We start from the raw sequence: 23,139 nt of genomic DNA, 5'->3' as shown, positions 1-23,139 counted from the left end.
TAAGCATGGACTGGCTGGCAAAATATTGGTGGATTCTGGTATTGGTGTTTCTGGTAGGCGTACTGCTGAATGTGATCAAAGATCTCAAACGCATCGACCATAAGAAATTCCTTGCCAACAAACCTGAGCTGCCCCCGCATCGCGATTTTAACGATAAGTGGGACGATGAAGACGACTGGCCGAAGAAAGATCAGCCGAAAAAGTAACTGGATAACATGCCGGACAGGTATCGCTATCCGGTATGGTTCCCACCGCCGGGCATTACGCCGCGCAAACGCTGCGTTCGTCCGGCATCCAACGCAATTAGCGCCTGCGCCGCCTGCGCACGCTGCAACGCCAGCAGAGCTTTACGGCCTGAAATACGTAGCCGGGCGCACAGTTCGGCATCGCTGGCTTTTTCTTCCAGTCGCCCTCTCAGCGCCGGTAATGGCAATGCGCTGTATTGCAGTAAACGATGCAGGCAACCTAACGATGTCAGTAGCGGGCGGTGCGCGAAAGCAAAACCGACCAGCTCACGCCAGTCTTCATCATTAAGCGCCTGTTCATCTAACGCCGCCAGCGGTATCGCCTCGCCGTTCCACTGCGTCAGGATATCCGCATCGCGGCGCAAACGCCGGTGTTCCTGTTGCGCCAGCCGTTTTCCCGCGTCGCTCAGCGGCAATAACGCCATCGCCGTATAGCAACCGCTGCTCGCCTCCCGATGGTTGCCCATCCGTACCAGTACAAAGCCGCAGCGTTGCCAGAAACGCCACAGCTCCGGCGTATAGCCGAAGCTGACGGAAAGATAATCACACTGCGCCGCCTGCATGCACGCGCAGGCAATCAACTGCTGACCGATGCCTTCACGCTGGCGAGCGGGGTGCACTGCGATACGGCTTACGCGACGCCCAACCAGCGTCGCGGCTAAAGGGTCGCTACCGTGCGCCGCCAGCGACTGCGCCACCAGATTCCCACGCGGCCGCCGGAAACCGCACCATACAGCCTGACTGAGTTCTGCGGATAACCCGCCCTCTTCGACCAGCCAGAGGGCGCCCGCCACACGGTTATTCGCCGTGGCCTGCAAGAAATGCTGTCCTGGCGCATCCATCATTCGGCGCAGATCCAGCGGCGAAGTACGATAGTGCGCCCCCGACAGTAACTGATACACAGCCCTCGGCAACGCGGGCGTCTTCCCCCAGGCCTGTTGGTAAAACGCCGAGATTGCTATCGCGCCATGCGGCGCCTGCGCAAACGCTTCATCGTCGAATATCAGCGCCTCGCTGACGATATTTTCCAGCGGGCATTCTGGCGCCCAGCGGACAGGCTGACGAAGCGTGAAACGGTGAAGCTGCGGAAAACGGGCGCAAAATTTAAGTAAAAAACCGCGTCCGGTGCCTTCGTAGCCCTGAACGGTGGTGGTGAGTAGTATGCGGGGAAAGCGCGAAACCAGTTGCAGCAGCAGCGGCGTGGGGATTGCCGCCGCCTCGTCAACCACCAGCCAGTCGGCTCTTGCCCCGCTCGCCAGCAACGCATCCGGCGCCATAAAGCAGAACCGCTCACCGGCAAACGCTGCCAGGATATCCGTTGCCGTTTTCGCCGGTGCGGTCACGATAGCCGTGCCCGCCATCCGGGAGATGAATTGCCCGGCCAGCGCCGATTTGCCGCGCCCACGGGGGGCAATCACCGTCGCCACGCCGGGCGGCATTTCACGTAAACGCGATAAGATAGCCGCCTGCTCCGGCTGCGGCTCGCCGGTGGCGGGTCGCCAGCGTCCACGGAAAGGATAAGATGGCCAGCAAAACGGCTGGCGCTGTCGCCAAAGCAGCGTTTGCGGATCGCGGGAAAGAGTCCGTTTAAGATGCTGTGCAAACTGCGGTGTAGGAATAGGCTGCGCGCAGTCGCTCCAGCGCAGTGAATCGGTATCAGGCCTGCTTTCCCACGTCTCATACGGCGGCATCAGCAGAAGCAGCCAGCTTCCGGCCTGCAAGGTCCCGCTCAGGGCGGCAAACGCTGCGGCGTCAAAGCCCTGCCAGGCATCAAATATCGCATGACGGAATTCACGGCCCAGCAGCGTTTGTAACGCCTGTGGCGTACAGCCCGGCTGGGCGTGCGCGTCAGGCGCGACCCACAGCCAGTCACCGGGCAATGCAGCGCGTATCGCCTCGGCCCGCTCCCGGCACCACGCCGCATCGCCGCTGATGACCAGTAAACGGCGAATGCCTTCCTGTGTCATTTGCGACGTTAACGCCTGTAGCGCATCGATATCAGACATCCCTGCCCCGGTTTATCAAAAGTTTTTGCCAAACGTATTACATTGCGCCGGGTCACCGCTGTCAAATCCACGCTTAAACCAGCTGTAGCGCTGTTCTGAGGTGCCGTGGGTAAAACTATCCGGCACGACGCGCCCCTGCCCCTGTTGCTGTAAGCGATCGTCGCCGATAGCCTGTGCGGCATTGAGCGCCTCTTCCAGATCGCCCGCCTCCAGTACGCCTTGCTGCTGCATACTGTGTCCCCACACGCCGGCAAAGCAATCCGCCTGTAGCTCCATGCGCACCGAAAGGCGATTCACCTCCGTTTGCGACGCGTTTTGCTGTAACTGGCGTACTTTCGGCTCGATACCTAACAGTTTTTGTACGTGGTGGCCGACTTCGTGGGCGATGACATAACCCTGGGCAAAATCACCGTCCGCGCCCAGCTTATTTTTCATATCATCGTAAAATGAGAGATCGATATAAACGGTGCCGTCCGCCGGGCAGTAAAACGGCCCCATCACGGACTGACCCGCACCACAGCCGGTGCGCGTCATACCACGGTACATCACCAGTTTTGGCTGCTGATAGCCGCGCCCCATTTTTTGAAAGAGTTGCCCCCAGGTATCTTCGGTCGTCGCCAGAATCACCGAGGTAAATTTTGCCGCTTCATCATCATTGGGGCTTATCGAACGCGTCGACTGCTGCTGCGAAATCGGCTGACCGGTCAACAGACCGGTTAAATCCACCCCATAGTACCCTGCGACCAACACCACCACCAACAGAATGATGCCGCCTTTCCCGCGCGGAAGACGAAAGCCAGGGCCACCCAGCGAGGGGCCGCCTGGCCGATTACGTCTGTCCTCTACATTGTTACTTTCACGACGCCCTTGCCAGCGCATAATCACCTCATTCTCTCTTTGTTATACAGATGATCGTAGGCGGTCAGGCGCAGGATTACCACAGGTAAACGCTATCAGAATGAGGAAAGGATGATACCGGAGAGCGGTTGCCCCCCGGTCAGAAGCGGAATTAATCTAATTTCACGCCCAGGCGATGCGCAACGGCTTCATAGGCTTCAATCAGACCGCCCAGGCTCTGGCGGAAGCGGTCTTTGTCCATTTTGTCCAGCGTCTCTTTATCCCACAGGCGGCTACCGTCCGGTGAAAACTCATCGCCCAGCACCACTTCGCCTTTATACAGGCCAAACTCCAGTTTGAAATCCACCAGGATAAGACCCGCCTCATCAAACAGTTTTTTCAGTACGTCGTTGGCTTTGTAGGTTAACTCTTTCATACGCGCCAGATTTTCCTGACTTACCCAACCGAACGTTTCACAGTAGGAACTATTCACCATCGGGTCGTGCAGCGCGTCGTTTTTCAGGAACAGATCGAATATCGGCGGGTTAAGCTCCATGCCTTCTTCCACGCCCAGACGCTTGACCAACGACCCAGCCGCACGGTTGCGCACCACACATTCAACCGGCACCATCTCCAGCTTCTTCACCAGACACTCGGTATCAGACAGCAAACGTTCCATCTGGGTCGGGATGCCCGCCTCGGCCAGTTTGGTCATAATGAAATGGTTGAATTTGTTATTTACCATGCCTTTGCGATCAAACTGTTCAATGCGCGCGCCATCCCCTGCTGACGTATCATTGCGGAATTCGAGCACCAACAGGTCCGGGTTTTCCGTGCTGTATACGGTTTTCGCTTTACCACGATACAACTCAGCTTGCTTTTGCATCTTTAACACTCCTGGGTGTGAATTAACGATAAGTATTCATTTCCTGCTACGCCTGCCGGAGACGTCGGCCTGTAATTGTGGTGCGAAATAGCGGTTAAATCGCGTTTTTGTACCGACGCACACGTTTGCGTATCTTATCAGAAAAAAGGGCCGGATTACTCCAGCCCTGTTAAATTACTTGTTGAACGCTGCCTGGAAGACGGCAACCAGCGCGTCGTTCTGGCTTTGCGTCAGAGTATGCCCCTTAGGATCGATAAACTGCAAGCTGCTGCGGTTATCTAAATCGCCGACCTGCAATTTATAGTCTCCGGATGCCAGTCCCGGGTCGCTAGCGCCCAGATCCCGCCAGTCGCTGTCAGACAATGGTTTGTACGTTACCGCCATGCTGCCCTGAGAGCGAGTGCTGTCGGTGACTTTCATGCCCACTTTTTCCAGCGCGGCCGGGAGGCGCTGCCACACGAGGTTGAACGGGCCGCGAACGACCAGCATAGGTAAACCGGTATCATCAGCGGCGCTCTGCACATCCATCGTTGCGGCGGAACGGTTCTGCGCGGCATTTGCCGCATCCGTAGCGGTCTTATCCAGACCGGCGGAAATGACGTTCATCATTTCCGTGCTATAGCGCTGCAGCGACGCCGCATCAGCGACCGGCTTGCCAGCCTGTTCCAGATTAACCAGTTTTACCGTTACCGCCTGTTGATAGCCCTGCGGCTTCACCGAGATTTGATAACGTCCACGATACTGTTCGTCTTCATCCAGGCGGTTCCAGTTCACCCAATCGGTCGTCAGGGTCTGGCTGGCATCATCACGTTTTTCAATCGGATAATTTTTCGCCTGAATCACGCTGACGACTTGCGGCCACAGCGTGCTGCTACGACCATTTTCCACCAATAGCGTAGCGGTATCGCCAGAGAACTGGGTACGCGCGCCGCTCACTAACGCTAACGGCTGCGCTGGCGGACGGATATCCAACGCCTTACCAACCGCGCCGCTCCCCTTCGTGACCGGAATAACGTAGTCGCCGGTCGTTATCGGCAGGATCATTCCTGCCGGGGCGTGAAGTTCAGCAAGCGGCGCAGCATCCAGATAGGATTCATCGCCGCTTACCTGGCGCTTGTAGCGCGAATCGGAACTACAGGCAGCGAGCAGCAAAACAAGCGAAACACCCGCAACCTTCGCCAGGCGCGACTTTTGTACTGAGTAAGCCATCAAATCTCCCTAAACTTTACAGCAGGCCAGCATGCTGAAGCGCTGCTTTGACGATGTCACGACCATGGTCTGTGATAGGCGTCATTGGCAGGCGCAGCGTGTTGGTCGCCACAAGACCCAATGCCTTACATGCCCATTTCACCGGGATAGGATTGGGTTCGACAAATAGTTTGTTGTGTAACGGCATCAGACGCTGGTTGATAGCGCGCGCCTCGGCAAATTGCCCTTCCGCCGCCAGTTTGCACATGTCAGCCATATCGCGCGCCGCTACGTTAGCCGTAACGGAAATCACGCCATGACCACCCAGTTGCATAAAGTCCAGCGCAGACGCGTCATCACCGCTAAGCAGAATAAAATCGTCTGAAACCAGCTCTTTGATCTGGTGAACGCGGGTTAAGTTCCCTGTCGCCTCTTTGATAGCGATAATATTTTTTATTTCCGCCAGACGACCCACGGTTTCCGGCAACATGTCGCAACCGGTACGGGACGGCACATTATACAGAATTTGCGGCAAGTCAGTGTGTTCCGCGATGGCTTTGAAATGCTGGAACAAACCTTCCTGCGTGGGGCGATTGTAGTACGGCGTTACCGTCAGGCAGCCAACAATGCCGCTATCGTTAAAACGCTGCGTCAGGCTAATCGCTTCCGCGGTCGCGTTTGCGCCCGTGCCGGCGATAACCGGAATACGTCCGTCAGCCAGTTCCAGCGTCATCATCACGACATCGCCATGTTCATCATGGCTTAGCGTGGCAGACTCGCCGGTAGTGCCAACCGAAACAATCGCCGAGGTACCGTTGACGACATGATAATCAATGAGTTTTTTCAGGCAAGACCTACTGACGTTACCTTTCTCATCCATCGGCGTAACAAGCGCGACAATACTTCCCGTGAACATGGGCCATCCTCTGTGCAAACAAGTCCCTCAATGGTACGTTTGGTATGGCAATAAAAGCAAGCGACCAAAGCCGTTCTGATTGTTGTATGCAGGTTTTTTTTATGGTTTCCTTAAGATTACCTCACCGCTCAAAGGAATAACTGGTTTGACACCGTCATCACAACACTATTTGGTTATCACTGCGCTGGGCGCCGACAGGCCCGGTATTGTGAATACCATTACTCGCCATGTCAGCAGTTGCGGCTGTAATATCGAAGACAGCCGACTGGCGATGCTGGGCGATGAATTCACGTTTATTATGCTGTTGTCCGGCACGTGGAACGCGATTACCTTGATTGAATCGACATTGCCGTTAAAAGGCGCGGAGCTGGATCTGCTAATTGTGATGAAACGGACGTCCGACCGCCCCCGCCCGGCAATGCCCGCGACGGTATGGGTTCAGGTTGAGGTCGCCGACTCCCCGCATTTAATTGAGCGATTCACCGCGCTGTTTAATAGTCATGAAATGAATATTGCGGAGCTGGTCTCCCGCACACAGCCGGCTGAAGGTGATAAAGCTGCGCAATTATTTATTCAAATCACCGCACATAGCCCGGCGTCGCAAAATTCCGCAAATATTGAGCAAGCCTTTAAAGCACTATGTACAGAACTCAATGCGCAAGGCAGTATAAACGTCGTCAATTACTCACAACATGATGAACAGGATGGAGTTAAGTAATGAATCCACTGAAAGCCGGTGATATCGCACCGAAATTTAGCTTGCCGGATCAAGACGGGGAACAAGTAAATTTGACCGACTTCCAGGGACAGCGCGTTCTGGTTTATTTCTACCCAAAAGCCATGACACCCGGCTGTACCGTGCAGGCCTGCGGCTTACGCGATAACATGGACGAGCTCAAAAAAGCAGGCGTGGACGTGCTGGGCATCAGCACCGATAAACCTGAAAAACTCTCCCGTTTCGCTGAAAAAGAGCTGCTGAACTTTACCCTTTTGTCCGATGAAAACCATCAGGTGTGTGAACAGTTCGGCGTCTGGGGCGAAAAGTCGTTTATGGGCAAAACGTATGACGGCATTCACCGCATCAGCTTTTTGATTGACGCTGATGGTAAGATTGAACACGTCTTTAATGATTTTAAAACCAGCAATCACCATGATGTGGTGCTGAACTGGCTGAAAGAAAACGCGTAAAAGCCTCAGGCCGCGCTGATGTGCGGCCTGGAAAGGGAATGCGCCGTCAGGCTTGCCGCGCCAGACGCCATATCGCCGCCACATTGCGCGCCGACAGGCTCAGGTTATATTCCGCCTCGTGTAAGGCTTCCGGCAGCGTAACGATATGCGACAAAATCGACAACGCCGCATCGATACCCTGCTGATACACAACGTGATGATCGTGCTGCAGCCCACCGGCGAGCGCGATAACCGGTTTATGATACCGCTTCGCCACTCTGGCGACGCCAATCGGCGTCTTGCCGCAAATACTTTGGCTGTCCAGCCGCCCTTCTCCGGTAATCACCAGATCGGCATCTTTAACCGCCTGCTCAAGCTGTAGCGTTTCCACGACAATCTCTACGCCGGCGCGTAATTCCGCATTGAGCAATCCTAAAAGCGCGGCGCCCATTCCACCTGCCGCGCCCGCGCCGGGAGCATTAATCACCTCACGCCCCGTAGCCTGATAAATATGTCGGCCCCAGTTTTCCAGCGCCGCGTCCAGGGTGTTCACCATTTCCGCTGTCGCCCCTTTTTGTGGGCCAAAGATGGCCGATGCGCCCTGGGGACCACACAACGGATTGTTGACATCACACGCCACGGTTATCGATACCTTACGCAGCAATGGGTGACAACCGGACAAATCGATAGACGCCAGCGCCGCCAGCGCCTCGCCGCCCGGAGAAAGCGAGCGCCCCTGTTTATCGCGCAATATAACGCCAAGCGCCTGCATCATCCCCGCGCCGCCGTCATTCGTCGCACTGCCGCCAATTCCCAGAATAATACGCTTTACGCCACGCTCCAGCGCCGCGACGATTAACTCGCCGGTGCCGTAGCTGGTGGTATTAAGCGGGTTGCGCAATTCAGGCGAAACGTGATGCAGTCCGGATGCCGCCGCCATTTCAATCACGGCGGTATCGCTATCGCCCAGCATTCCCCAGCGCGCGGCCACCGGTTGCCCAAGCGGGCCTTGTACCCACTGGTCAACATAACGCCCGCCGCTGGCCTCCACCATTGATTGTACGGTTCCTTCCCCGCCATCCGCCATGGGCACTTTAATGTAGTCGGCGTCAGGATAAATTTCGCGGAACCCCTTTTCTATCGCCTCAGCGACCGCCATTGCGGACAAACTTTCTTTAAATGAATCAGGAGCAATAACAATTTTCATAGGGATTATCCTGCAAAACCAAAGAAACCGAACATCAGAGTAGAAATAAAGGTAATGGCTAACCCCACCAGCGTTTCATACGGCATTAGCTTTAAACGTTCATGAATTTGCATATTGACGCTGCCGCCCGTCGCGTGGAAAAAGCTGCCGTGCGGCAGATGGTCCAGCACCGTGGCGCCCGCATGGATCATAGCGGCTCCCGCCAGGGCGGAAACGCCAAGTTCAAGTAACGTGGGAGAGAAAACGCCGGACGCCACCGCCGTTCCCGCCGTGGTTGAGGCCGTCGCCATTGACATCATGGCGCCAGACACGGGCGCCAACAGCCAGGACGGCAATCCCGAAGCGGTGAGGCCATGAATCAGGACATCTTTAAGTTCGGAATTAGCGATAATGCCGGCCAGCGTACCGGTTCCCAGCAACATAATAGCGACAGGCGCCATACGCATCAGACCGGCGACCATGTACTGGTTACAGTGGCGCGCGCGTCCCATCAACAGCAGACCGACCAATCCCCCTACGGGCAGGGCAATTAACGGGTCAATGGAAATGCCGGCAAACGGACGGAGAGAAAGCAGGAAAATAGCGACCAGCGGCGCGCTAATCGCCACCAGAAAGCCGGGTCTGGCGACGGAGTCATCATGGTGAGTCACTTCATGATCGGCGACGCCCGCGCCTTTATTATTCAGCCGTTTCGCTAACAGATAGGCGATAATAAGCCCAACGATGCCCGGAACCACGCCCGCCAGCATAATAGAGGTAAGAGGAACATGAAACGCATCAGAGGCGGCAATAGCGTTCGGGTTGGGTGACATCACGTTACCCGCTTTGCCGCCGCCAACCATCGCCAGCAGAATAGCGCTTTTTGACAGGCCTGCATTACGCGCAATCGACAGCGCAATCGGCGCGACGGTAATCACCGCCACATCAATAAATACGCCGACGGCGGTCAAACATAGTGTGGCAATGGCTAATGCCAATAATGCCCGGGTTTCCCCCACTTTGCGGACAATCGTCTCAGCAATCGTATTCGCCGCCCCGGACTCAATTAATACGCCCGCCAGTACGCCTGCGGCCAGAATACGCAATACGGCATTAACGATGCCCTGCGCGCCTGACACCATCAGCGACACGGTTTGCAGAAGATCGGCGCCGCCAATCAAACCGCCGACCAGCGCGCCCGCCATCATGCCGTAGGCTGGCGACACTTTTCTTAAAATTAATACGATGGCCACAACCAATGCGGCAATAGCTCCCAGGGTGGATATCGACGTCATATACTGCGCCTCCTTTAACATGGAGCGCGCAGTATGGAAAAACCCGCCTAAAAATCCGCTGGAGCTTTCAACAAATTTCGATTCGACCTGGCAGCGGTAACTTGTCGGACGGTACAGATTCGGCCTGGAGCTCCATACCGATATAAAGCCAAAGCGTACTTTTTAACTCGTTGATTTTTATGTGCGTAATATCCTCACAGCGCTGTAAGCGATAGCGCAATGTATTCACATGAATATGCAATGCTTTGGCCGTTTGCGTCAGGTCACAATTATGTTCAAACCAAGTCCGCAGCGTCTGTTGCAATACGCCTTTCGCGTCATGTTGCGCCAGTTGCAGCCACAGACGCGATAACTCCTGCACTTGCCAACTTTCAGACAGCCCGCTTAGCAGCGCGGGAAGCGCGTGGTCATGATAAAAAATGTACTGGCTGCGCAGCTTTTGTCTTTTCGCCATCGCCTGCGTGGCTCTCGCTGTGAGCAAAGATCGGTGCAATCCCGTCTCGCCGGCAAAATAGCCCCCAACCAAAATACGGCTAAAGCCCGATGATGCAGCCCATGATTTAAAAATCTGCAATTCGCCCATTTCCTGGCGGGTATTCCACTTTCCCTCTTTTAACGTGATAGGCTTAATAATGATTAATTCATTAAATTCGGTAAACGTCACCAAATGGTTACGCGCGTGATTCTCGAAATAATCCATTACATTGCGCAGCGCTTCGCGATCCGGCTGGGAAAGTTCAATAATCAGCACCACTCTGGGAACCGCCAGATCAATACCCAGATAGGCCGCCATGGAGCGCAACGACTCTGTTGAATTTTCTCGCAAAATCAATTGGTTGATCAGCTCTTCGCGATAGCGTTTATCCCATTGTCGCTGTTCGATCAGCACCATATGCTCGATCACCAGCTCCGCCGCCATTTTAACCAGCTCGGCATACGCGCGAACCTCCTCCGGCTCGCCGGTAATGCCGACCACGCCGATAAGCTGTTCATGAAAAGAGATGGGAAGATTAATGCCGGATCGCACGCCTTTAAGCTGATTGGCGGTAGCGGAATCAATTTCTACAATACGGTTTTCCTTCAGCGCCAGAATGGCCCCTTCGTGACGCTGGCGAAGCCGCGAAGGTTCGCCAGACGCGATAATGACGCCATGCTCATCCATGACGTTTACCGAGTAAGGAATAATTTTCATGGCTCGCTGTACAATTTGCCGCGCGGTATACCCTTTCAAGTAATGTTTTCTCAACACACTCATTCCCTGTTTCGTTATCGCTTCACATTAAAAAAACAATCTCGCATCAATGATGTCACTTATTAACGAATTTCTCAGAAGAATGCTTAGGCTAAGTCACCAAATTTTGGCGGCTTTACAGCGAGAATTTTGTAGGTTCCGACAATAAAAATGCCGCAACACGGTGCGGCATTAAAAAAAAGAGCGGCTTTCTAAGCGCTTGTCCCTCATCAGGCGTGCGCAAAATGGCGGCAGGGCACTATGATGTCGTTCACGCTTTACAACTTTTGTACAGACCGCTCAGGATGAGGCATCCGTCACCTGACCATCCGGCCAGGCATGGACAACGGCTTTAATCAGCGTCGCCAATGGAATGGCGAAAAACACTCCCCAGAAACCCCATAGACCGCCGAAAATCACCACTGACAGAATAATCACCAGCGGATGCAAATTCACCGCTTCGGAGAAAAGTACCGGTACCAGCAAATTGCCATCCAGCGCCTGAATAATCAGATAAACGGCAAAACAGCTCCAGAATTCCGTCCCCAGGCCAAACTGAAACAGCGCGACGCCCACCACCGGAATTGTCACCACAAAGGCGCCGATATAGGGGATCAGGACCGAAAAGCCCACCAGTACCGCCAGCAGTAGCGAATAATTGAGGCCAAACAGCAAAAAGCCCAGCCAGGTCGCTACGCCCACCACCACCATCTCCAGCACTTTTCCGCGGATATAGTTGGTGATCTGCTGATTCATCTCATTCCACACCTGCCCCGCCAGCCCGCGATTACGCGGCAGCACGCGGCGCACGGCATTCAGCATCTGCTCTTTATCTTTTACCAGGAAAAAGACCATCAGCGGCACCAGCACCAGATATACCGCCAGCGTCAGTAGCCCGACTAACGAAGCCAGCGAATACTTCACCACCGAATCGCCCATGTTAAGCATCCGGGTACGCATGTTTTCCGCCATCGCATCAATAATGCCCGCATCCATCAGCGCCGGATAGCGTCGCGGCAAGGTCGCGGCGAAATCGGACAGTTTATTCAGCATACCGGGCATATCACGAATCAGGTAAATACCCTGCTGCCAGGCAATCGGCATCACCACAAACGCCATTAATAACAGAATGCCGACAAAAAGGATAAGGACAATGGAGGCTGCCCAGCGCCGGGAACAGCCAATCGCCTGCAGGCGCGCCGTCGGCCACTCCAGCAGGTAGGCCAGTACGATAGCGACCAGCAGCGGCGCTAACAGGCCGCTAAAGAAAAAGAGGATGCTAAAACCAGCCACCAGAATGACCAGCAAGGCAATCGCCTCCGGGTCGCTGAAGCGACGGCGATACCATTGCATTAACATTTCGAGCATAAAACCCTTCCCAGAACTCAACTGCGGGATTGTGATGCCGAATTGTATCGAAATGTCACAAAAAAGACTTCGCTTTTTATCGTTGATTCAGGAAACTAAAATAGTGAGTCTGTGCTCATCACAGTTACACTTATGAAGTGTCGGAGCGTGGAACGATATTTCACGACGTTGGTCAAAGGGCTATCTCAAAACAACAGGATAGAGGTTATGTTCAGGCAGTTGAAAAAAAACCTGGTGGCAACCCTCATTGCAGCATTGGCTCTCGGTCAGGTCGCGCCCGCATTTGCCGACCCTGCCGACACGCTGCCCGATATGGGAACCTCGGCAGGAAGCACGCTTTCTATTGGACAAGAGATGCAAATGGGCGACTTTTATGTGCGCCAGCTACGCGGCAGCGCGCCGTTAATCAACGATCCGCTGCTGGTGCAATACATTAACGCGCTGGGTATGCGTCTGGTCTCGCACGCCGACTCCGTCAAAACGCCCTTCCATTTTTTCTTGATCAATAATGACGAAATCAACGCCTTCGCGTTCTTTGGCGGCAATGTGGTGCTGCACTCGGCGCTTTTTCGCTACGCGGATAACGAAAGCCAGCTAGCTTCAGTCATGGCGCATGAAATCTCCCACGTGACGCAGCGCCACCTGGCGCGCGCGATGGAAGATCAAAAGCGCAGCGCGCCGCTTACCTGGGTGGGCGCGCTGGGTTCCATTTTGCTGGCCATGGCCAGCCCACAGGCCGGTATGGCGGCGCTAACCGGTACTCTGGCGGGAACGCGCCAGGGAATGATAAGTTTCACCCAGCAAAATGAGCAAGAAGCCGACCGTATTGGTATTCAGGTACTGCAACGCGCCGGATTTGACCCACAGGCGATGCCCTCTTTCCTCGAAAAACTGCTCGACCAGGCGCGTTACTCCACGCGCCCGCCTGAAATTTTGCTCACTCACCCCTTACCGGAAAGCCGCCTTGCAGATGCCCGCAACCGTGCCAACCAGATGCGCCCGGTCGTGGTGCAATCTTCCGCCGACTTTTATTTCGCCAAAGCGCGCGCCCTGGGAATGTACAATTCCGGACGTAACCAGCTCACCAGCGACCTGCTGGATCAGTGGTCTAAAGGCAACGTGCGTCAGCAACATGCGGCGCAATATGGCCGGGCGTTGCAGGCGATGGAAGCGAGCAAGTACGATGAAGCGCGCAAAACGTTGCAGCCGCTATTAAGCGCGGAACCGAATAATGCCTGGTATCTTGACCTCGCCACCGATATTGACCTCGGGCAGAAAAGAGCCAACGACGCGATTAATCGCCTGAAAAATGCCCGCGATCTGCGCGTTAATCCTGTGCTGCAGTTAAACCTCGCCAATGCGTACCTCCAGGGAGGCCAGCCGAAAGCGGCGGAAACCATTCTGAATCGCTACACCTTTAGCCATAAAGATGACGGTAACGGCTGGGATCTGCTTGCTCAGGCCGAAGCCGCGCTGAACAACCGCGATCAGGAGCTGGCGGCGCGCGCTGAAAGTTATGCGCTGGCGGGACGACTGGATCAGGCAATTTCACTGCTCAGTAGCGCCAGCGCCCAGGCAAAACTGGGTAGCCAGCAACAGGCGCGTTACGATGCGCGTATCGACCAGTTGCGCCAGTTACAGGAACGCTTCAAGCCATACACGAAAATGTAATCGCCGTTTATTAGCCGGATGGCGTCACAAGGAGAACTCATGACCGACATGATTAAAATCTACCATAACCCGCGCTGCTCGAAGAGCCGCGACACGCTGAACCTGCTGAAATCTAACGGCGTGGAACCGGAAGTGGTGCTTTATCTGGATACGCCCGCCGATGCCGCCACCGTGCGGGAACTGCTGCGTATGTTGGGCATGTCCAGCGCGCGCGAACTGATGCGCCAGAAAGAAGATCTCTATAAAACGCTTCACCTGGCGGATAGCCAGCTGAGTGAAGAGGCGTTAATCCAGGCGCTGGTTGAACACCCTAAACTGATGGAGCGCCCCATTGTGGTGGCAAATGGTCAGGCGCGCATTGGCCGACCGCCTGAGCAGGTGTTGGACATCCTCGGTTAACCGTTGAACGCCGCCGTCGCGGCGTATTACAGTTTCAGAATCTCTTTGACAAACGGGATCGTCAGTTTTCGCTGGGCAGTGATCGACGCATGATCGAGCTGATCCAGCGTCATAAACAGCGTGCGCATTTCGCGATCAAGACGTTTGAGTAAAAACCGCCCGACATCTTCCGGCAGTTCAAACCCCCGTAACCGGGCGCGCAACTGTAGCGCCTGAAGTTTGTCTTCATCGGAAAGAGGCTGGAGTTTATAGATTTGCCCCCAGTCCAGACGGGAAGCGAGATCGGGCAAGCCCAGATTTAACTGTCTTGGCGGACGATCGCCGGTGATCAATAACCGCGTCTTACCGGACTCCAGAATGCGGTTATAGAGATCAAAGATCGCCATCTCCCACAGTTCATCGCCAGCGACACACTCAATGTTATCAATACACACCAGCGAGAGGTGTTCCATACCGTCGAGCACTTCCGGCACAAACCAGGTGCGTTTATCGAGCGGGACGTAGCCTACCGCATCTCCACGCTGCGACAGTTCAGCACAGGCGGCGTGCAGTAAATGGCTGCGGCCCGCGCCTTCACGCGCCCAAAGGTAGATATATCCACTATGTTCCTGGCGCAACACGTTTTGTAACGCGGCCAGTAGAGAGGCGTTATCCCCCGGCCAGAAACTTGCGAAAGTTTCGTCGTCAGGAAGATAAAGTGGCAAAGAGAGCTGTGCCGGTGTGTTCAGAGATACCTCAACCCAGGATGACATAAAATCGCGCTGAGTTTACCACATAATTCCCGTGAGATAGAACCGGGCAGCATCGCTGCCCGGCAACCCGTTACTGATGCGGGGGCTCCGCATCATTTGCCTCCAGTACCACTTCTTCCGGACGCAACAGGCTAATCAGTTTAAAAATCAGGCTCAGGCAAATCCCGACGATGGTCGCCAGCGCCATCCCTTTCAATTCTGCCGCGCCGATATGCACTTTCGCGCCGCTCACGCCGATGATCAAAATCACCGAGGTGAGGATCAGGTTTTGCGCTTTATTGTAGTCGACTTTCGATTCGATCAAGACGCGAATCCCCGACGCGCCGATGACGCCGTACAACAGCAGCGAGACGCCGCCCATCACGGGTAACGGGATAATCTGAATCGCCGCCGCCAGTTTGCCGACGCAGGAAAGCAGAATGGCGAAAATCGCCGCGCCGCCGATAACCCAGGTACTGTAAACGCGGGTGATCGCCATGACGCCAATATTTTCCCCATAGGTGGTATTCGGCGTGGAGCCGAAGAAACCGGAAATGATCGTCGACAGTCCGTTAGCGAACATCGAGCGGTGCAAACCGGGATCGCGCACTAAATCTTTTTTGACGATATTCGCCGTCACCACCAGATGACCGACATGCTCGGCGATCACGACCAACGCCGCGGGCAGAATCGTCAGGATCGCGAACCATTCAAAACGCGGCGTATAGAAGGTCGGCAGCGCAAACCAGTGTGCCTGGGCAATCGGCGTGGTATCGACCACCCCCAGCGCGAATGACAGCGCATAGCCCGCCAGCACGCCGATCAAAATCGGAATGATCGCCAGGAAACCGCGAAACAGTACGGAGCCGAACACCGTCACCGCCAGCGTGACCATGGAGATAATAATTGTTTTCGTGTCCGGCGACTGCCCTTGCGCAGGCAGTAATCCGGCCATCCCCGCCGCGACGCCAGCCAGCTCCAGACCGATGACGGCAACGATTGCGCCCATTGCCGCAGGCGGGAACATCACATCCAGCCAGCCGGTGCCCGCTTTTTTAACGATGAAAGAGACCAGACAGAACAACACGCCGCACATAATAAAACCGCCCAGCGCCACTTCATAACCCAGCGGCAACAACAGTAATACCGGGGAAATAAAGGCAAAGCTCGATCCAAGGTAGGCAGGAATTTTACCTTTGCAGATAAAGAGATACAGCAACGTTCCGATACCGTTAAACAGCAGCACCGTCGCGGGATTGATATGAAACAGAACTGGCACCAGCACGGTCGCGCCAAACATGGCGAAAAGGTGCTGTAAACTAAGCGGGATTGTCTGTAAAAGCGGCGGTCTTTCACTCACCCCGATAGCACGGCGCGTCATAGTGTTTTCCTCTAAGTGTGTTTGTTATGAGTGGTTTTATTCAAAAAAAAGCCGACTCTTAAAGTCGGCTTTTAATTATTTATTCACTTATTTGGTACCAAAAATCTTATCGCCGGCATCGCCAAGCCCCGGAATAATGTATCCGTGCTCGTTAAGCCCCTGATCGATAGAGGCGGTGTACAGTTCAACGTCCGGGTGCGCTTTTTCCAGCGCCGCAATGCCTTCCGGCGCGGCGACCAGCACCAGCACCTTAATGCTGCTACAGCCTGCTTTTTTCAGCAGGTCGATGGTCGCGATGACAGAACCGCCGGTCGCCAGCATCGGGTCGACGATCAGCGCCATGCGCTCATCAATGTTCGATACCAGTTTCTGGAAATAAGGTACTGGCTCAAGCGTCTCTTCGTTACGGTACATCCCGACTACGCTGATACGCGCGCTCGGTACATTTTCCAGAACGCCTTCCATCATGCCCAGACCCGCGCGCAGAATCGGCACAACGGTAATTTTTTTACCTTTGATCTGGTCGATTTCCACCGGGCCATTCCAGCCTTCGATGGTGACTTTTTCCGTTTCCAGGTCGGCTGTCGCTTCATACGTCAGCAGGCTGCCTACTTCTGAGGCGAGTTCACGAAAGCGTTTAGTGCTAATGTCGTTTTCACGCATCAGACCCAGCTTGTGTTTGACGAGTGGGTGTTTGACTTCCACGATCTTCATACTCTTCTCCTATCCTCAGATGACTGGCAACCACAAAAAAATCGCCGGATTATACCGCTTTTCCTCTCTGACGCAACACAATGTATGCTTGACCTGGATCAACCAAAAGCGCTGATAGCGGAAAAGTGAGTATAAATCACTCACGTTGAAACAGGCGATAAAGGCTAACAACCGTTTGAATATTAGCAATTTTAAGGGTGAATGACCTGTCCCGACCACCTGTCGTAAACCAAGTGCTGGATATCCTTTTCTTTTTTACCAACAGGGAAATTTTCAAGCAGCGACCGAAACCATGCCAAAAAAATCGTCCGGATATCCAGGGCGCAGACCACGCTCGCAAACGTTTGCTTTCCCTGTTAGAATTGCGCCGAATTTAACTTTTACCGCAAGAAAAAACGTGGGGAACCAGGCAGTGACCGATAAGACCTCTCTTAGCTATAAAGATGCCGGCGTCGATATTGATGCGGGTAACGCTCTGGTTGATCGAATCAAAGGCGTAGTGAAGAAAACTCGCCGCCCGGAGGTTATGGGCGGTCTGGGCGGTTTCGGTGCGCTGTGCGCGTTGCCGCAAAAATATCGTGAACCGGTACTGGTTTCCGGCACTGACGGCGTAGGCACCAAACTTCGCCTGGCGATGGACTTAAAGCGCCACGACGCTATCGGTATTGATCTGGTGGCAATGTGCGTAAACGATCTGGTCGTTCAGGGCGCGGAACCGCTGTTTTTCCTCGATTACTATGCCACGGGTAAACTGGATGTCGATACCGCCGCCAGCGTGATCAACGGTATTGCCGAAGGCTGCCTGCAATCCGGCTGCGCGCTGGTCGGCGGCGAGACGGCGGAAATGCCGGGCATGTATCACGGCGAAGATTACGATGTGGCGGGTTTCTGCGTCGGCGTAGTCGAAAAATCAGAAATCATCGACGGCTCCCGGGTTGCCGAAGGCGACGTGCTGATTGCGCTCGGCTCCAGCGGCCCACATTCGAATGGATATTCGCTGGTGCGGAAAATTATTGACGTTAGCGGCTGCGACCCACAAACCACTCTGCTGGAAGGGAAGCCGCTGGCCGATCATCTGCTTGAACCGACCCGTATCTACGTAAAATCGGTTCTGGAACTGATTGAAAACATCGATGTACACGCTATCGCCCACCTCACCGGCGGCGGCTTTTGGGAAAATATTCCGCGCGTTCTGCCGGAGAATACCCAGGCGGTAATTAATGAGTCGTCCTGGCAGTGGCCCGCCATCTTTACCTGGCTGCAAACCGCCGGTAATGTCAGCCGACATGAAATGTACCGTACCTTTAACTGCGGCGTCGGCATGGTGATTGCGCTCTCCGCTCCGGAAGCGGACAAAGCGCTTGCTCTGCTAAACGAGAAAGGTGAAAACGCATGGAAAATCGGTATCATCAAAGCCTCTGATTCCGAACAGCGTGTGGTTATTGAATAATGAATATTGTGGTGCTGATTTCCGGCAATGGAAGCAATTTACAGGCGATTATCGATGCCTGCGAAGCGAAGAAAATTAAAGGCACCCTCAGGGCAGTATTCAGCAATAAGGCCGACGCGTTCGGCCTTGAACGCGCCAGAGAAGCCGGTATTCCGGCGCAAGCGCTGACTGCCGATCGGTTTGACAGCCGCGACGCCTTCGATCGCGAGTTGATTCGCAAGATAGACGCGTATGCGCCTGATGTGGTCGTGCTGGCCGGTTTTATGCGTATTCTGAGTCCGATGTTTGTCGCGCATTACTACGGGCGTCTGCTGAACATTCACCCTTCCCTGCTGCCAAAATATCCGGGGTTGCATACCCATCGCCAGGCGCTGGAAAACGGCGATGAGGAGCACGGTACTTCGGTACATTTCGTGACAGACGAACTCGACGGCGGCCCGGTCATTCTCCAGGCGAAGGTGCCGGTTTTTGCCGACGACAGCGAAGATGATATCACCGCACGCGTACAGACTCAGGAACATGCGATTTATCCGCTGGTGATTAGCTGGTTTGCGCAGGGGCGTCTAAAGATGCGCGATAACGCCGCCTGGCTGGACGGGCGTCGTCTGCCGCCGCAAGGTTATGCGTCTGACGAATAATATGTCATCGGACAGGACTGCGTCTGCTTGCCGGATGGCGGCATAAATGCCTATCCGGCCTACTCTTTTCCCTTCCTTTATGCTATCAGTTTATTGTCATATTTTTCTGGCGCAGTTGGACATTAACGCGTAATGCTCGCCATAATTATCAGGCAGTGTCCCGTGAATAAAACGGAGTATAGGTAGTAATGGGTCAGGAAAAGCTATATATCGAGAAAGAGCTGAGCTGGTTAGCATTTAACGAACGCGTGTTACAGGAAGCGGCGGATAAATCCAACCCGTTGATTGAGCGGATGCGGTTCCTGGGAATCTATTCTAATAACCTCGACGAGTTCTACAAAGTGCGTTTCGCCGAACTGAAACGACGCATTATTATCAGCGAAGAGCAGGGTTCAAATTCTCATTCACGCCATTTGTTAGGCAAAATTCAGTCCCGCGTGTTGAAAGCAGACCAGGAGTTCGACGGCCTGTACAACGAATTACTGCTGGAAATGGCGCGTAATCAAATCTTTCTGATCAACGAGCGTCAGCTCTCGGTGAACCAACAAAGCTGGTTGCGCCACTATTTTAAGCACTATTTGCGCCAGCATATTACCCCGATTCTTATTAACCGGGAGACGGATCTTGTTCAGTTTTTAAAAGATGATTACACCTATCTGGCGGTGGAGATTATCCGCGGCGACACCATCAACTATGCGCTGCTGGAGATACCGTCCGACAAAGTCCCACGCTTCGTTAATCTGCCGCCGGAGACACCGCGCAGACGCAAGCCGATGATCCTGCTGGATAATATTCTGCGCTACTGCCTGGATGACATTTTTAAAGGGTTCTTCGACTATGACGCGCTTAATGCCTATTCGATGAAAATGACCCGCGATGCCGAATATGACCTGGTGCATGAGATGGAATCCAGTCTGATGGAGCTGATGTCTTCCAGCCTGAAGCAGCGCCTGACCGCTGAGCCTGTGCGCTTTGTCTATCAACGCGATATGCCCGCCGCGCTGGTCGACGTACTGCGGGAAAAACTGACGATCTCCCGGTATGACTCAATCGTACCCGGCGGGCGCTACCACAATTTTAAAGACTTTATTAATTTTCCGAATGTCGGTAAAGCCAACCTGGTCAATAAACCGTTACCGCGGTTACGCCATCTTTGGTTTGATAAAGAGAAGTTTCGTAACGGTTTCGACGCGATTCGTGAACGTGATGTGCTGCTCTATTATCCTTATCACACCTTTGAACATGTGCTGGAACTGCTGCGTCAGGCGTCGTTTGACCCAAGCGTGCTGGCGATCAAAATCAATATTTATCGCGTAGCGAAAGACTCGCGCATTATTGACTCGATGATCCATGCCGCCCATAACGGCAAAAAAGTCACCGTGGTGGTGGAGTTGCAGGCGCGCTTCGATGAAGAGGCAAATATTCACTGGGCCAAGCGGTTAACCGAAGCGGGCGTCCATGTTATTTTCTCTGCGCCCGGGCTAAAAATTCACGCCAAACTCTTCCTCATCTCACGAAAAGAGGGCGATGACGTGGTGCGTTATGCGCATATCGGCACCGGTAACTTCAACGAAAAAACAGCGCGGCTGTATACCGATTATTCGCTGCTGACCGCCGATGCGCGCATTACCAATGAAGTGCGTCGGGTCTTTAATTTTATTGAAAACCCCTATCGCCCGGTCACTTTCGATTATTTGATGGTTTCTCCACAAAACTCACGGCGTCTGCTGTATGAGATGATCGATCGTGAAATCGCCAATGCCCAACAAGGCTTACCGTCAGGGATTACCTTAAAGCTTAACAACCTGGTCGATAAAGGGTTGGTCGACAGGCTATACGCCGCGTCGGGTTCGGGCGTCCAGGTCAATCTGCTGGTGCGCGGTATGTGTTCTCTTATTCCGCAACTGGAAGGCATTAGCGATAATATTCGTGCGATTAGCATTGTGGATCGCTATCTGGAACACGATCGGGTTTATATTTTCGAAAACGGCGGTGATAAGCAAGTTTGGCTCTCTTCAGCTGACTGGATGACGCGTAATATTGACTACCGTATCGAAGTCGCTACGCCTATCCTCGACCCGCGGCTTAAACAGCGCGTCCTGGATATCATTGACATTCTGTTTAGCGACACGGTAAAAGCGCGTTTTATCGATAAAGAACTCAGCAACCGCTACGTACCGCGCGGCAATCGCCGTAAAGTCCAGGCGCAGCTGGCAATTTATGACTACATCAAATCACTCGAGCAACCAGACTAACGCTATGCCAATTTACGATAAATCCCCTCGTCCGCAGGAGTTCGCTGCGGTCGATCTCGGCTCAAACAGCTTTCATATGGTCATTGCCCGCGTGGTTGACGGCGCAATGCAGATTATCGGGCGTTTAAAACAGCGCGTCCATCTGGCGGACGGGCTGGGCGCAGATAATAAACTCAGCGAAGAAGCCATGGAACGGGGGCTTAGCTGTCTGTCGCTGTTTGCTGAACGCTTACAAGGTTTCTCCCCTTCCAGCGTCTGTATCGTAGGCACCCATACGTTACGTCAGGCGCAAAATGCCGCTGATTTTCTCAAACGCGCGGAAAAGGTTATTCCCTACCCGATAGAGATTATTTCCGGTAACGAAGAAGCGCGCCTGATTTTTATGGGCGTAGAACATACGCAGCCGGAAAAAGGCCGCAAGCTGGTGATCGATATCGGCGGCGGGTCAACAGAGCTGGTCATTGGCGAAAACTTCGAACCCAGGCTGGTTGAAAGCCGTCGTATGGGCTGCGTGAGCTTCGCGCAGCTCTACTTTCCCGGCGGCGTTATCAATAAAGAAAACTTCCAGCGCGCCCGAATGGCGGCGGCGCAAAAACTGGAAACCTTAACCTGGCAGTATCGTATTCAGGGTTGGAACGTAGCGATGGGCGCTTCCGGTACGATTAAGGCCGCTCATGAAGTTCTCCTGGCGCTGGGTGAGAAAGATGGCTTCATTACGCCGGAGCGCCTCGATAAACTGAAGTCAGAAGTGTTGAAGCACCGCTCCTTTAATGCGCTCAGCCTGCCGGGTCTGTCTGAAGAACGAAAAGCGGTCTTTGTGCCGGGCCTGGCGATTCTGTGCGGCGTTTTTGATGCTCTGGCTATCCGCGAGCTTCGCCTTTCCGACGGCGCATTGCGCGAAGGCGTACTGTATGAAATGGAAGGCCGCTTCCGCCATCAGGATGTTCGCAGCCGTACCGCAAAAAGTCTGGCCAATCAATACAACATTGACAGAGAACAGGCCAGACGCGTGCTGGAAACCACCATGCAGATGTACGAGCAGTGGCAGGCCCAGCAGCCAAAACTGGCGCATCCGCAGCTTGAAGCGTTGCTTCGCTGGGCGGCAATGCTGCATGAGGTTGGACTGAATATTAATCACAGCGGTTTACATCGCCATTCGGCTTATATTCTGCAACACAGCGATTTGCCCGGCTTTAATCAGGAGCAGCAAATGATGATGGCGACGCTGGTGCGTTACCATCGTAAAGCCATAAAACTGGATGATATGCCCCGCTTTACGCTGTTTAAGAAAAAACAGTATCTGCCGTTAATTCAGCTACTTCGGCTGGGCGTATTACTGAACAACCAGCGGCAGGCGACCACTACGCCGCCAACGCTGCGACTAACGACCGATGACAGCCACTGGACGTTATGTTTTCCGCATGACTGGTTCAGCCAGAATGCGCTGGTACTGCTTGATCTGGAAAAAGAACAGCAGTACTGGGAAGCTGTAACTGGCTGGCGTCTCAATATTGAGGAAGAAAGCTCGCCGGAGATCGCCGCGTAAATTGTGAGCCAGACGCCGCGCCGCGGCGT

The 23,139-nt window shown here is 54.1% G+C and carries 21 protein-coding genes; 9 read left to right on the top strand and 12 right to left on the bottom strand.

The features are described 5' to 3' along the window. Nucleotides 1-5 precede the first annotated feature (5 nt). Nucleotides 6-206, top strand: coding sequence for a YpfN family protein (locus ACLJTG_RS17265; RefSeq protein ID WP_000383839.1), 201 nt, complete (start codon nt 6-8; stop codon nt 204-206). Nucleotides 207-232: 26 nt separating this feature from the next. On the opposite strand, the gene tmcA is transcribed toward ACLJTG_RS17265, so the two are convergent. From tmcA to dapA, 5 genes are all read right to left on the bottom strand, one after another. Then, nucleotides 233-2,251, bottom strand: a complete 2,019-nt coding sequence (gene tmcA, locus ACLJTG_RS17260; protein WP_079951457.1) for a tRNA cytosine(34) acetyltransferase TmcA — start codon at nt 2,249-2,251, stop codon at nt 233-235. 15 nt (nt 2,252-2,266) lie between these two features. Continuing rightward, nucleotides 2,267-3,130, bottom strand: a complete 864-nt coding sequence (locus ACLJTG_RS17255) for a neutral zinc metallopeptidase (RefSeq protein ID WP_001267519.1) — start codon at nt 3,128-3,130, stop codon at nt 2,267-2,269. Nucleotides 3,131-3,260: 130 nt separating this feature from the next. Continuing rightward, entirely contained in the window at nt 3,261-3,974 is a 714-nt protein-coding gene (gene purC, locus ACLJTG_RS17250; protein ID WP_079951456.1) for a phosphoribosylaminoimidazolesuccinocarboxamide synthase, read from the bottom strand. 174 nt (nt 3,975-4,148) lie between these two features. After that, a complete protein-coding gene (gene bamC, locus ACLJTG_RS17245) occupies nt 4,149-5,183 on the bottom strand; it encodes an outer membrane protein assembly factor BamC (protein WP_000331877.1) in 1,035 nt (344 codons plus the stop codon). A gap of 16 nt (nt 5,184-5,199) precedes the next feature. Then, nucleotides 5,200-6,078, bottom strand: coding sequence for a 4-hydroxy-tetrahydrodipicolinate synthase (gene dapA / locus ACLJTG_RS17240; protein WP_198898331.1), 879 nt, complete (start codon nt 6,076-6,078; stop codon nt 5,200-5,202). A 145-nt stretch (nt 6,079-6,223) separates the two neighbouring features. On the opposite strand from dapA, the gene ACLJTG_RS17235 reads away from it, so the two are divergent. Next, nucleotides 6,224-6,796 (top strand): glycine cleavage system transcriptional repressor, encoded by a 573-nt coding sequence (locus tag ACLJTG_RS17235; RefSeq protein ID WP_000189061.1) that lies wholly within the window; start codon nt 6,224-6,226, stop codon nt 6,794-6,796. After that, nucleotides 6,796-7,266: a thioredoxin-dependent thiol peroxidase gene (bcp, locus tag ACLJTG_RS17230; protein WP_001068686.1), complete on the top strand. Its 471-nt coding sequence runs from the start codon at nt 6,796-6,798 to the stop codon at nt 7,264-7,266. The genes ACLJTG_RS17235 and bcp overlap by 1 nt, the downstream gene beginning before the upstream one ends. Before the next feature lie 46 nt (nt 7,267-7,312). Here the strand turns inward: bcp and ACLJTG_RS17225 are convergent, their stop codons facing one another. The 4 genes from ACLJTG_RS17225 to ACLJTG_RS17210 all read right to left on the bottom strand — a co-directional run bounded on the left by ACLJTG_RS17225 (nt 7,313) and on the right by ACLJTG_RS17210 (nt 12,325). Beyond that, on the bottom strand, nt 7,313-8,452 hold the full coding sequence (locus ACLJTG_RS17225) for a glycerate kinase (RefSeq protein WP_000706368.1): 1,140 nt from the start codon (nt 8,450-8,452) through the stop codon (nt 7,313-7,315). A 5-nt stretch (nt 8,453-8,457) separates the two neighbouring features. Then, a complete protein-coding gene (locus ACLJTG_RS17220; protein WP_000200859.1) occupies nt 8,458-9,726 on the bottom strand; it encodes a GntP family permease in 1,269 nt (422 codons plus the stop codon). A gap of 67 nt (nt 9,727-9,793) precedes the next feature. Beyond that, on the bottom strand, nt 9,794-10,981 hold the full coding sequence (locus tag ACLJTG_RS17215) for a sugar diacid recognition domain-containing protein (RefSeq protein WP_001533732.1): 1,188 nt from the start codon (nt 10,979-10,981) through the stop codon (nt 9,794-9,796). A 276-nt stretch (nt 10,982-11,257) separates the two neighbouring features. Next, nucleotides 11,258-12,325, bottom strand: coding sequence for an AI-2E family transporter (locus ACLJTG_RS17210; RefSeq protein ID WP_000892056.1), 1,068 nt, complete (start codon nt 12,323-12,325; stop codon nt 11,258-11,260). A 207-nt stretch (nt 12,326-12,532) separates the two neighbouring features. Here ACLJTG_RS17210 and bepA point away from each other — a divergent pair, with 207 nt between their 5' ends. After that, nucleotides 12,533-13,996: a beta-barrel assembly-enhancing protease gene (bepA, locus tag ACLJTG_RS17205; RefSeq protein ID WP_000489630.1), complete on the top strand. Its 1,464-nt coding sequence runs from the start codon at nt 12,533-12,535 to the stop codon at nt 13,994-13,996. Nucleotides 13,997-14,035: 39 nt separating this feature from the next. Beyond that, nucleotides 14,036-14,395, top strand: a complete 360-nt coding sequence (gene arsC, locus ACLJTG_RS17200; RefSeq protein WP_262958435.1) for an arsenate reductase (glutaredoxin) — start codon at nt 14,036-14,038, stop codon at nt 14,393-14,395. 26 nt (nt 14,396-14,421) lie between these two features. Here arsC and ACLJTG_RS17195 read toward each other — a convergent pair whose 3' ends face one another. From ACLJTG_RS17195 to upp, 3 genes are all read right to left on the bottom strand, one after another. Next, a complete protein-coding gene (locus tag ACLJTG_RS17195) occupies nt 14,422-15,123 on the bottom strand; it encodes a DnaA inactivator Hda (protein ID WP_061835882.1) in 702 nt (233 codons plus the stop codon). A 94-nt stretch (nt 15,124-15,217) separates the two neighbouring features. Then, nucleotides 15,218-16,507 carry a uracil permease gene (gene uraA / locus ACLJTG_RS17190; RefSeq protein ID WP_000198335.1) on the bottom strand — a complete coding sequence of 430 codons (1,290 nt, stop codon included), beginning with the start codon at nt 16,505-16,507 and terminating at the stop codon, nt 15,218-15,220. Nucleotides 16,508-16,594: 87 nt separating this feature from the next. Then, nucleotides 16,595-17,221 carry a uracil phosphoribosyltransferase gene (gene upp, locus ACLJTG_RS17185; RefSeq protein WP_000706208.1) on the bottom strand — a complete coding sequence of 209 codons (627 nt, stop codon included), beginning with the start codon at nt 17,219-17,221 and terminating at the stop codon, nt 16,595-16,597. A 412-nt stretch (nt 17,222-17,633) separates the two neighbouring features. Here upp and purM point away from each other — a divergent pair, with 412 nt between their 5' ends. The 4 genes from purM to ppx all read left to right on the top strand — a co-directional run bounded on the left by purM (nt 17,634) and on the right by ppx (nt 23,110). Next, a complete protein-coding gene (purM, locus tag ACLJTG_RS17180) occupies nt 17,634-18,671 on the top strand; it encodes a phosphoribosylformylglycinamidine cyclo-ligase (RefSeq protein ID WP_000130475.1) in 1,038 nt (345 codons plus the stop codon). Beyond that, nucleotides 18,671-19,309 carry a phosphoribosylglycinamide formyltransferase gene (gene purN / locus ACLJTG_RS17175; protein ID WP_001028589.1) on the top strand — a complete coding sequence of 213 codons (639 nt, stop codon included), beginning with the start codon at nt 18,671-18,673 and terminating at the stop codon, nt 19,307-19,309. The genes purM and purN overlap by 1 nt, the downstream gene beginning before the upstream one ends. 188 nt (nt 19,310-19,497) lie before the next feature. Next, complete coding sequence (gene ppk1 / locus ACLJTG_RS17170) at nt 19,498-21,564, top strand: polyphosphate kinase 1 (protein ID WP_000529555.1); 2,067 nt, start codon at nt 19,498-19,500, stop codon at nt 21,562-21,564. A 4-nt stretch (nt 21,565-21,568) separates the two neighbouring features. Continuing rightward, nucleotides 21,569-23,110 (top strand): exopolyphosphatase, encoded by a 1,542-nt coding sequence (gene ppx, locus ACLJTG_RS17165; protein WP_001123330.1) that lies wholly within the window; start codon nt 21,569-21,571, stop codon nt 23,108-23,110. Nucleotides 23,111-23,139 lie beyond the last annotated feature (29 nt).

The sequence above is a fragment of the Salmonella sp. SAL00672 genome, assembly GCF_046552175.1.
In the GTDB taxonomy this organism is placed as follows: Bacteria; Pseudomonadota; Gammaproteobacteria; order Enterobacterales; family Enterobacteriaceae; genus Salmonella; species Salmonella enterica.
Note: the sequence above shows the minus strand (reverse complement) of the source record. Positions and strands in the feature narration are given on the sequence as shown.

What these genes read in the sequence shown, in the direction of transcription:
- ACLJTG_RS17265 (WP_000383839.1), top strand. Translation starts at nt 6, where the DNA reads ATGGACTGGCTGGCAAAATATTGGTGGATTCTGGTATTGGTGTTTCTG.
- tmcA (WP_079951457.1), bottom strand. Translation starts at nt 2,251, where the DNA reads ATGTCTGATATCGATGCGCTACAGGCGTTAACGTCGCAAATGACACAG.
- ACLJTG_RS17255 (WP_001267519.1), bottom strand. Translation starts at nt 3,130, where the DNA reads ATGCGCTGGCAAGGGCGTCGTGAAAGTAACAATGTAGAGGACAGACGT.
- purC (WP_079951456.1), bottom strand. Translation starts at nt 3,974, where the DNA reads ATGCAAAAGCAAGCTGAGTTGTATCGTGGTAAAGCGAAAACCGTATAC.
- bamC (WP_000331877.1), bottom strand. Translation starts at nt 5,183, where the DNA reads ATGGCTTACTCAGTACAAAAGTCGCGCCTGGCGAAGGTTGCGGGTGTT.
- dapA (WP_198898331.1), bottom strand. Translation starts at nt 6,078, where the DNA reads ATGTTCACGGGAAGTATTGTCGCGCTTGTTACGCCGATGGATGAGAAA.
- bcp (WP_001068686.1), top strand. Translation starts at nt 6,796, where the DNA reads ATGAATCCACTGAAAGCCGGTGATATCGCACCGAAATTTAGCTTGCCG.
- ACLJTG_RS17225 (WP_000706368.1), bottom strand. Translation starts at nt 8,452, where the DNA reads ATGAAAATTGTTATTGCTCCTGATTCATTTAAAGAAAGTTTGTCCGCA.
- ACLJTG_RS17220 (WP_000200859.1), bottom strand. Translation starts at nt 9,726, where the DNA reads ATGACGTCGATATCCACCCTGGGAGCTATTGCCGCATTGGTTGTGGCC.
- ACLJTG_RS17215 (WP_001533732.1), bottom strand. Translation starts at nt 10,981, where the DNA reads ATGAGTGTGTTGAGAAAACATTACTTGAAAGGGTATACCGCGCGGCAA.
- ACLJTG_RS17210 (WP_000892056.1), bottom strand. Translation starts at nt 12,325, where the DNA reads ATGCTCGAAATGTTAATGCAATGGTATCGCCGTCGCTTCAGCGACCCG.
- bepA (WP_000489630.1), top strand. Translation starts at nt 12,533, where the DNA reads ATGTTCAGGCAGTTGAAAAAAAACCTGGTGGCAACCCTCATTGCAGCA.
- arsC (WP_262958435.1), top strand. Translation starts at nt 14,036, where the DNA reads ATGACCGACATGATTAAAATCTACCATAACCCGCGCTGCTCGAAGAGC.
- uraA (WP_000198335.1), bottom strand. Translation starts at nt 16,507, where the DNA reads ATGACGCGCCGTGCTATCGGGGTGAGTGAAAGACCGCCGCTTTTACAG.
- upp (WP_000706208.1), bottom strand. Translation starts at nt 17,221, where the DNA reads ATGAAGATCGTGGAAGTCAAACACCCACTCGTCAAACACAAGCTGGGT.
- purN (WP_001028589.1), top strand. Translation starts at nt 18,671, where the DNA reads ATGAATATTGTGGTGCTGATTTCCGGCAATGGAAGCAATTTACAGGCG.
- ppk1 (WP_000529555.1), top strand. Translation starts at nt 19,498, where the DNA reads ATGGGTCAGGAAAAGCTATATATCGAGAAAGAGCTGAGCTGGTTAGCA.
- ppx (WP_001123330.1), top strand. Translation starts at nt 21,569, where the DNA reads ATGCCAATTTACGATAAATCCCCTCGTCCGCAGGAGTTCGCTGCGGTC.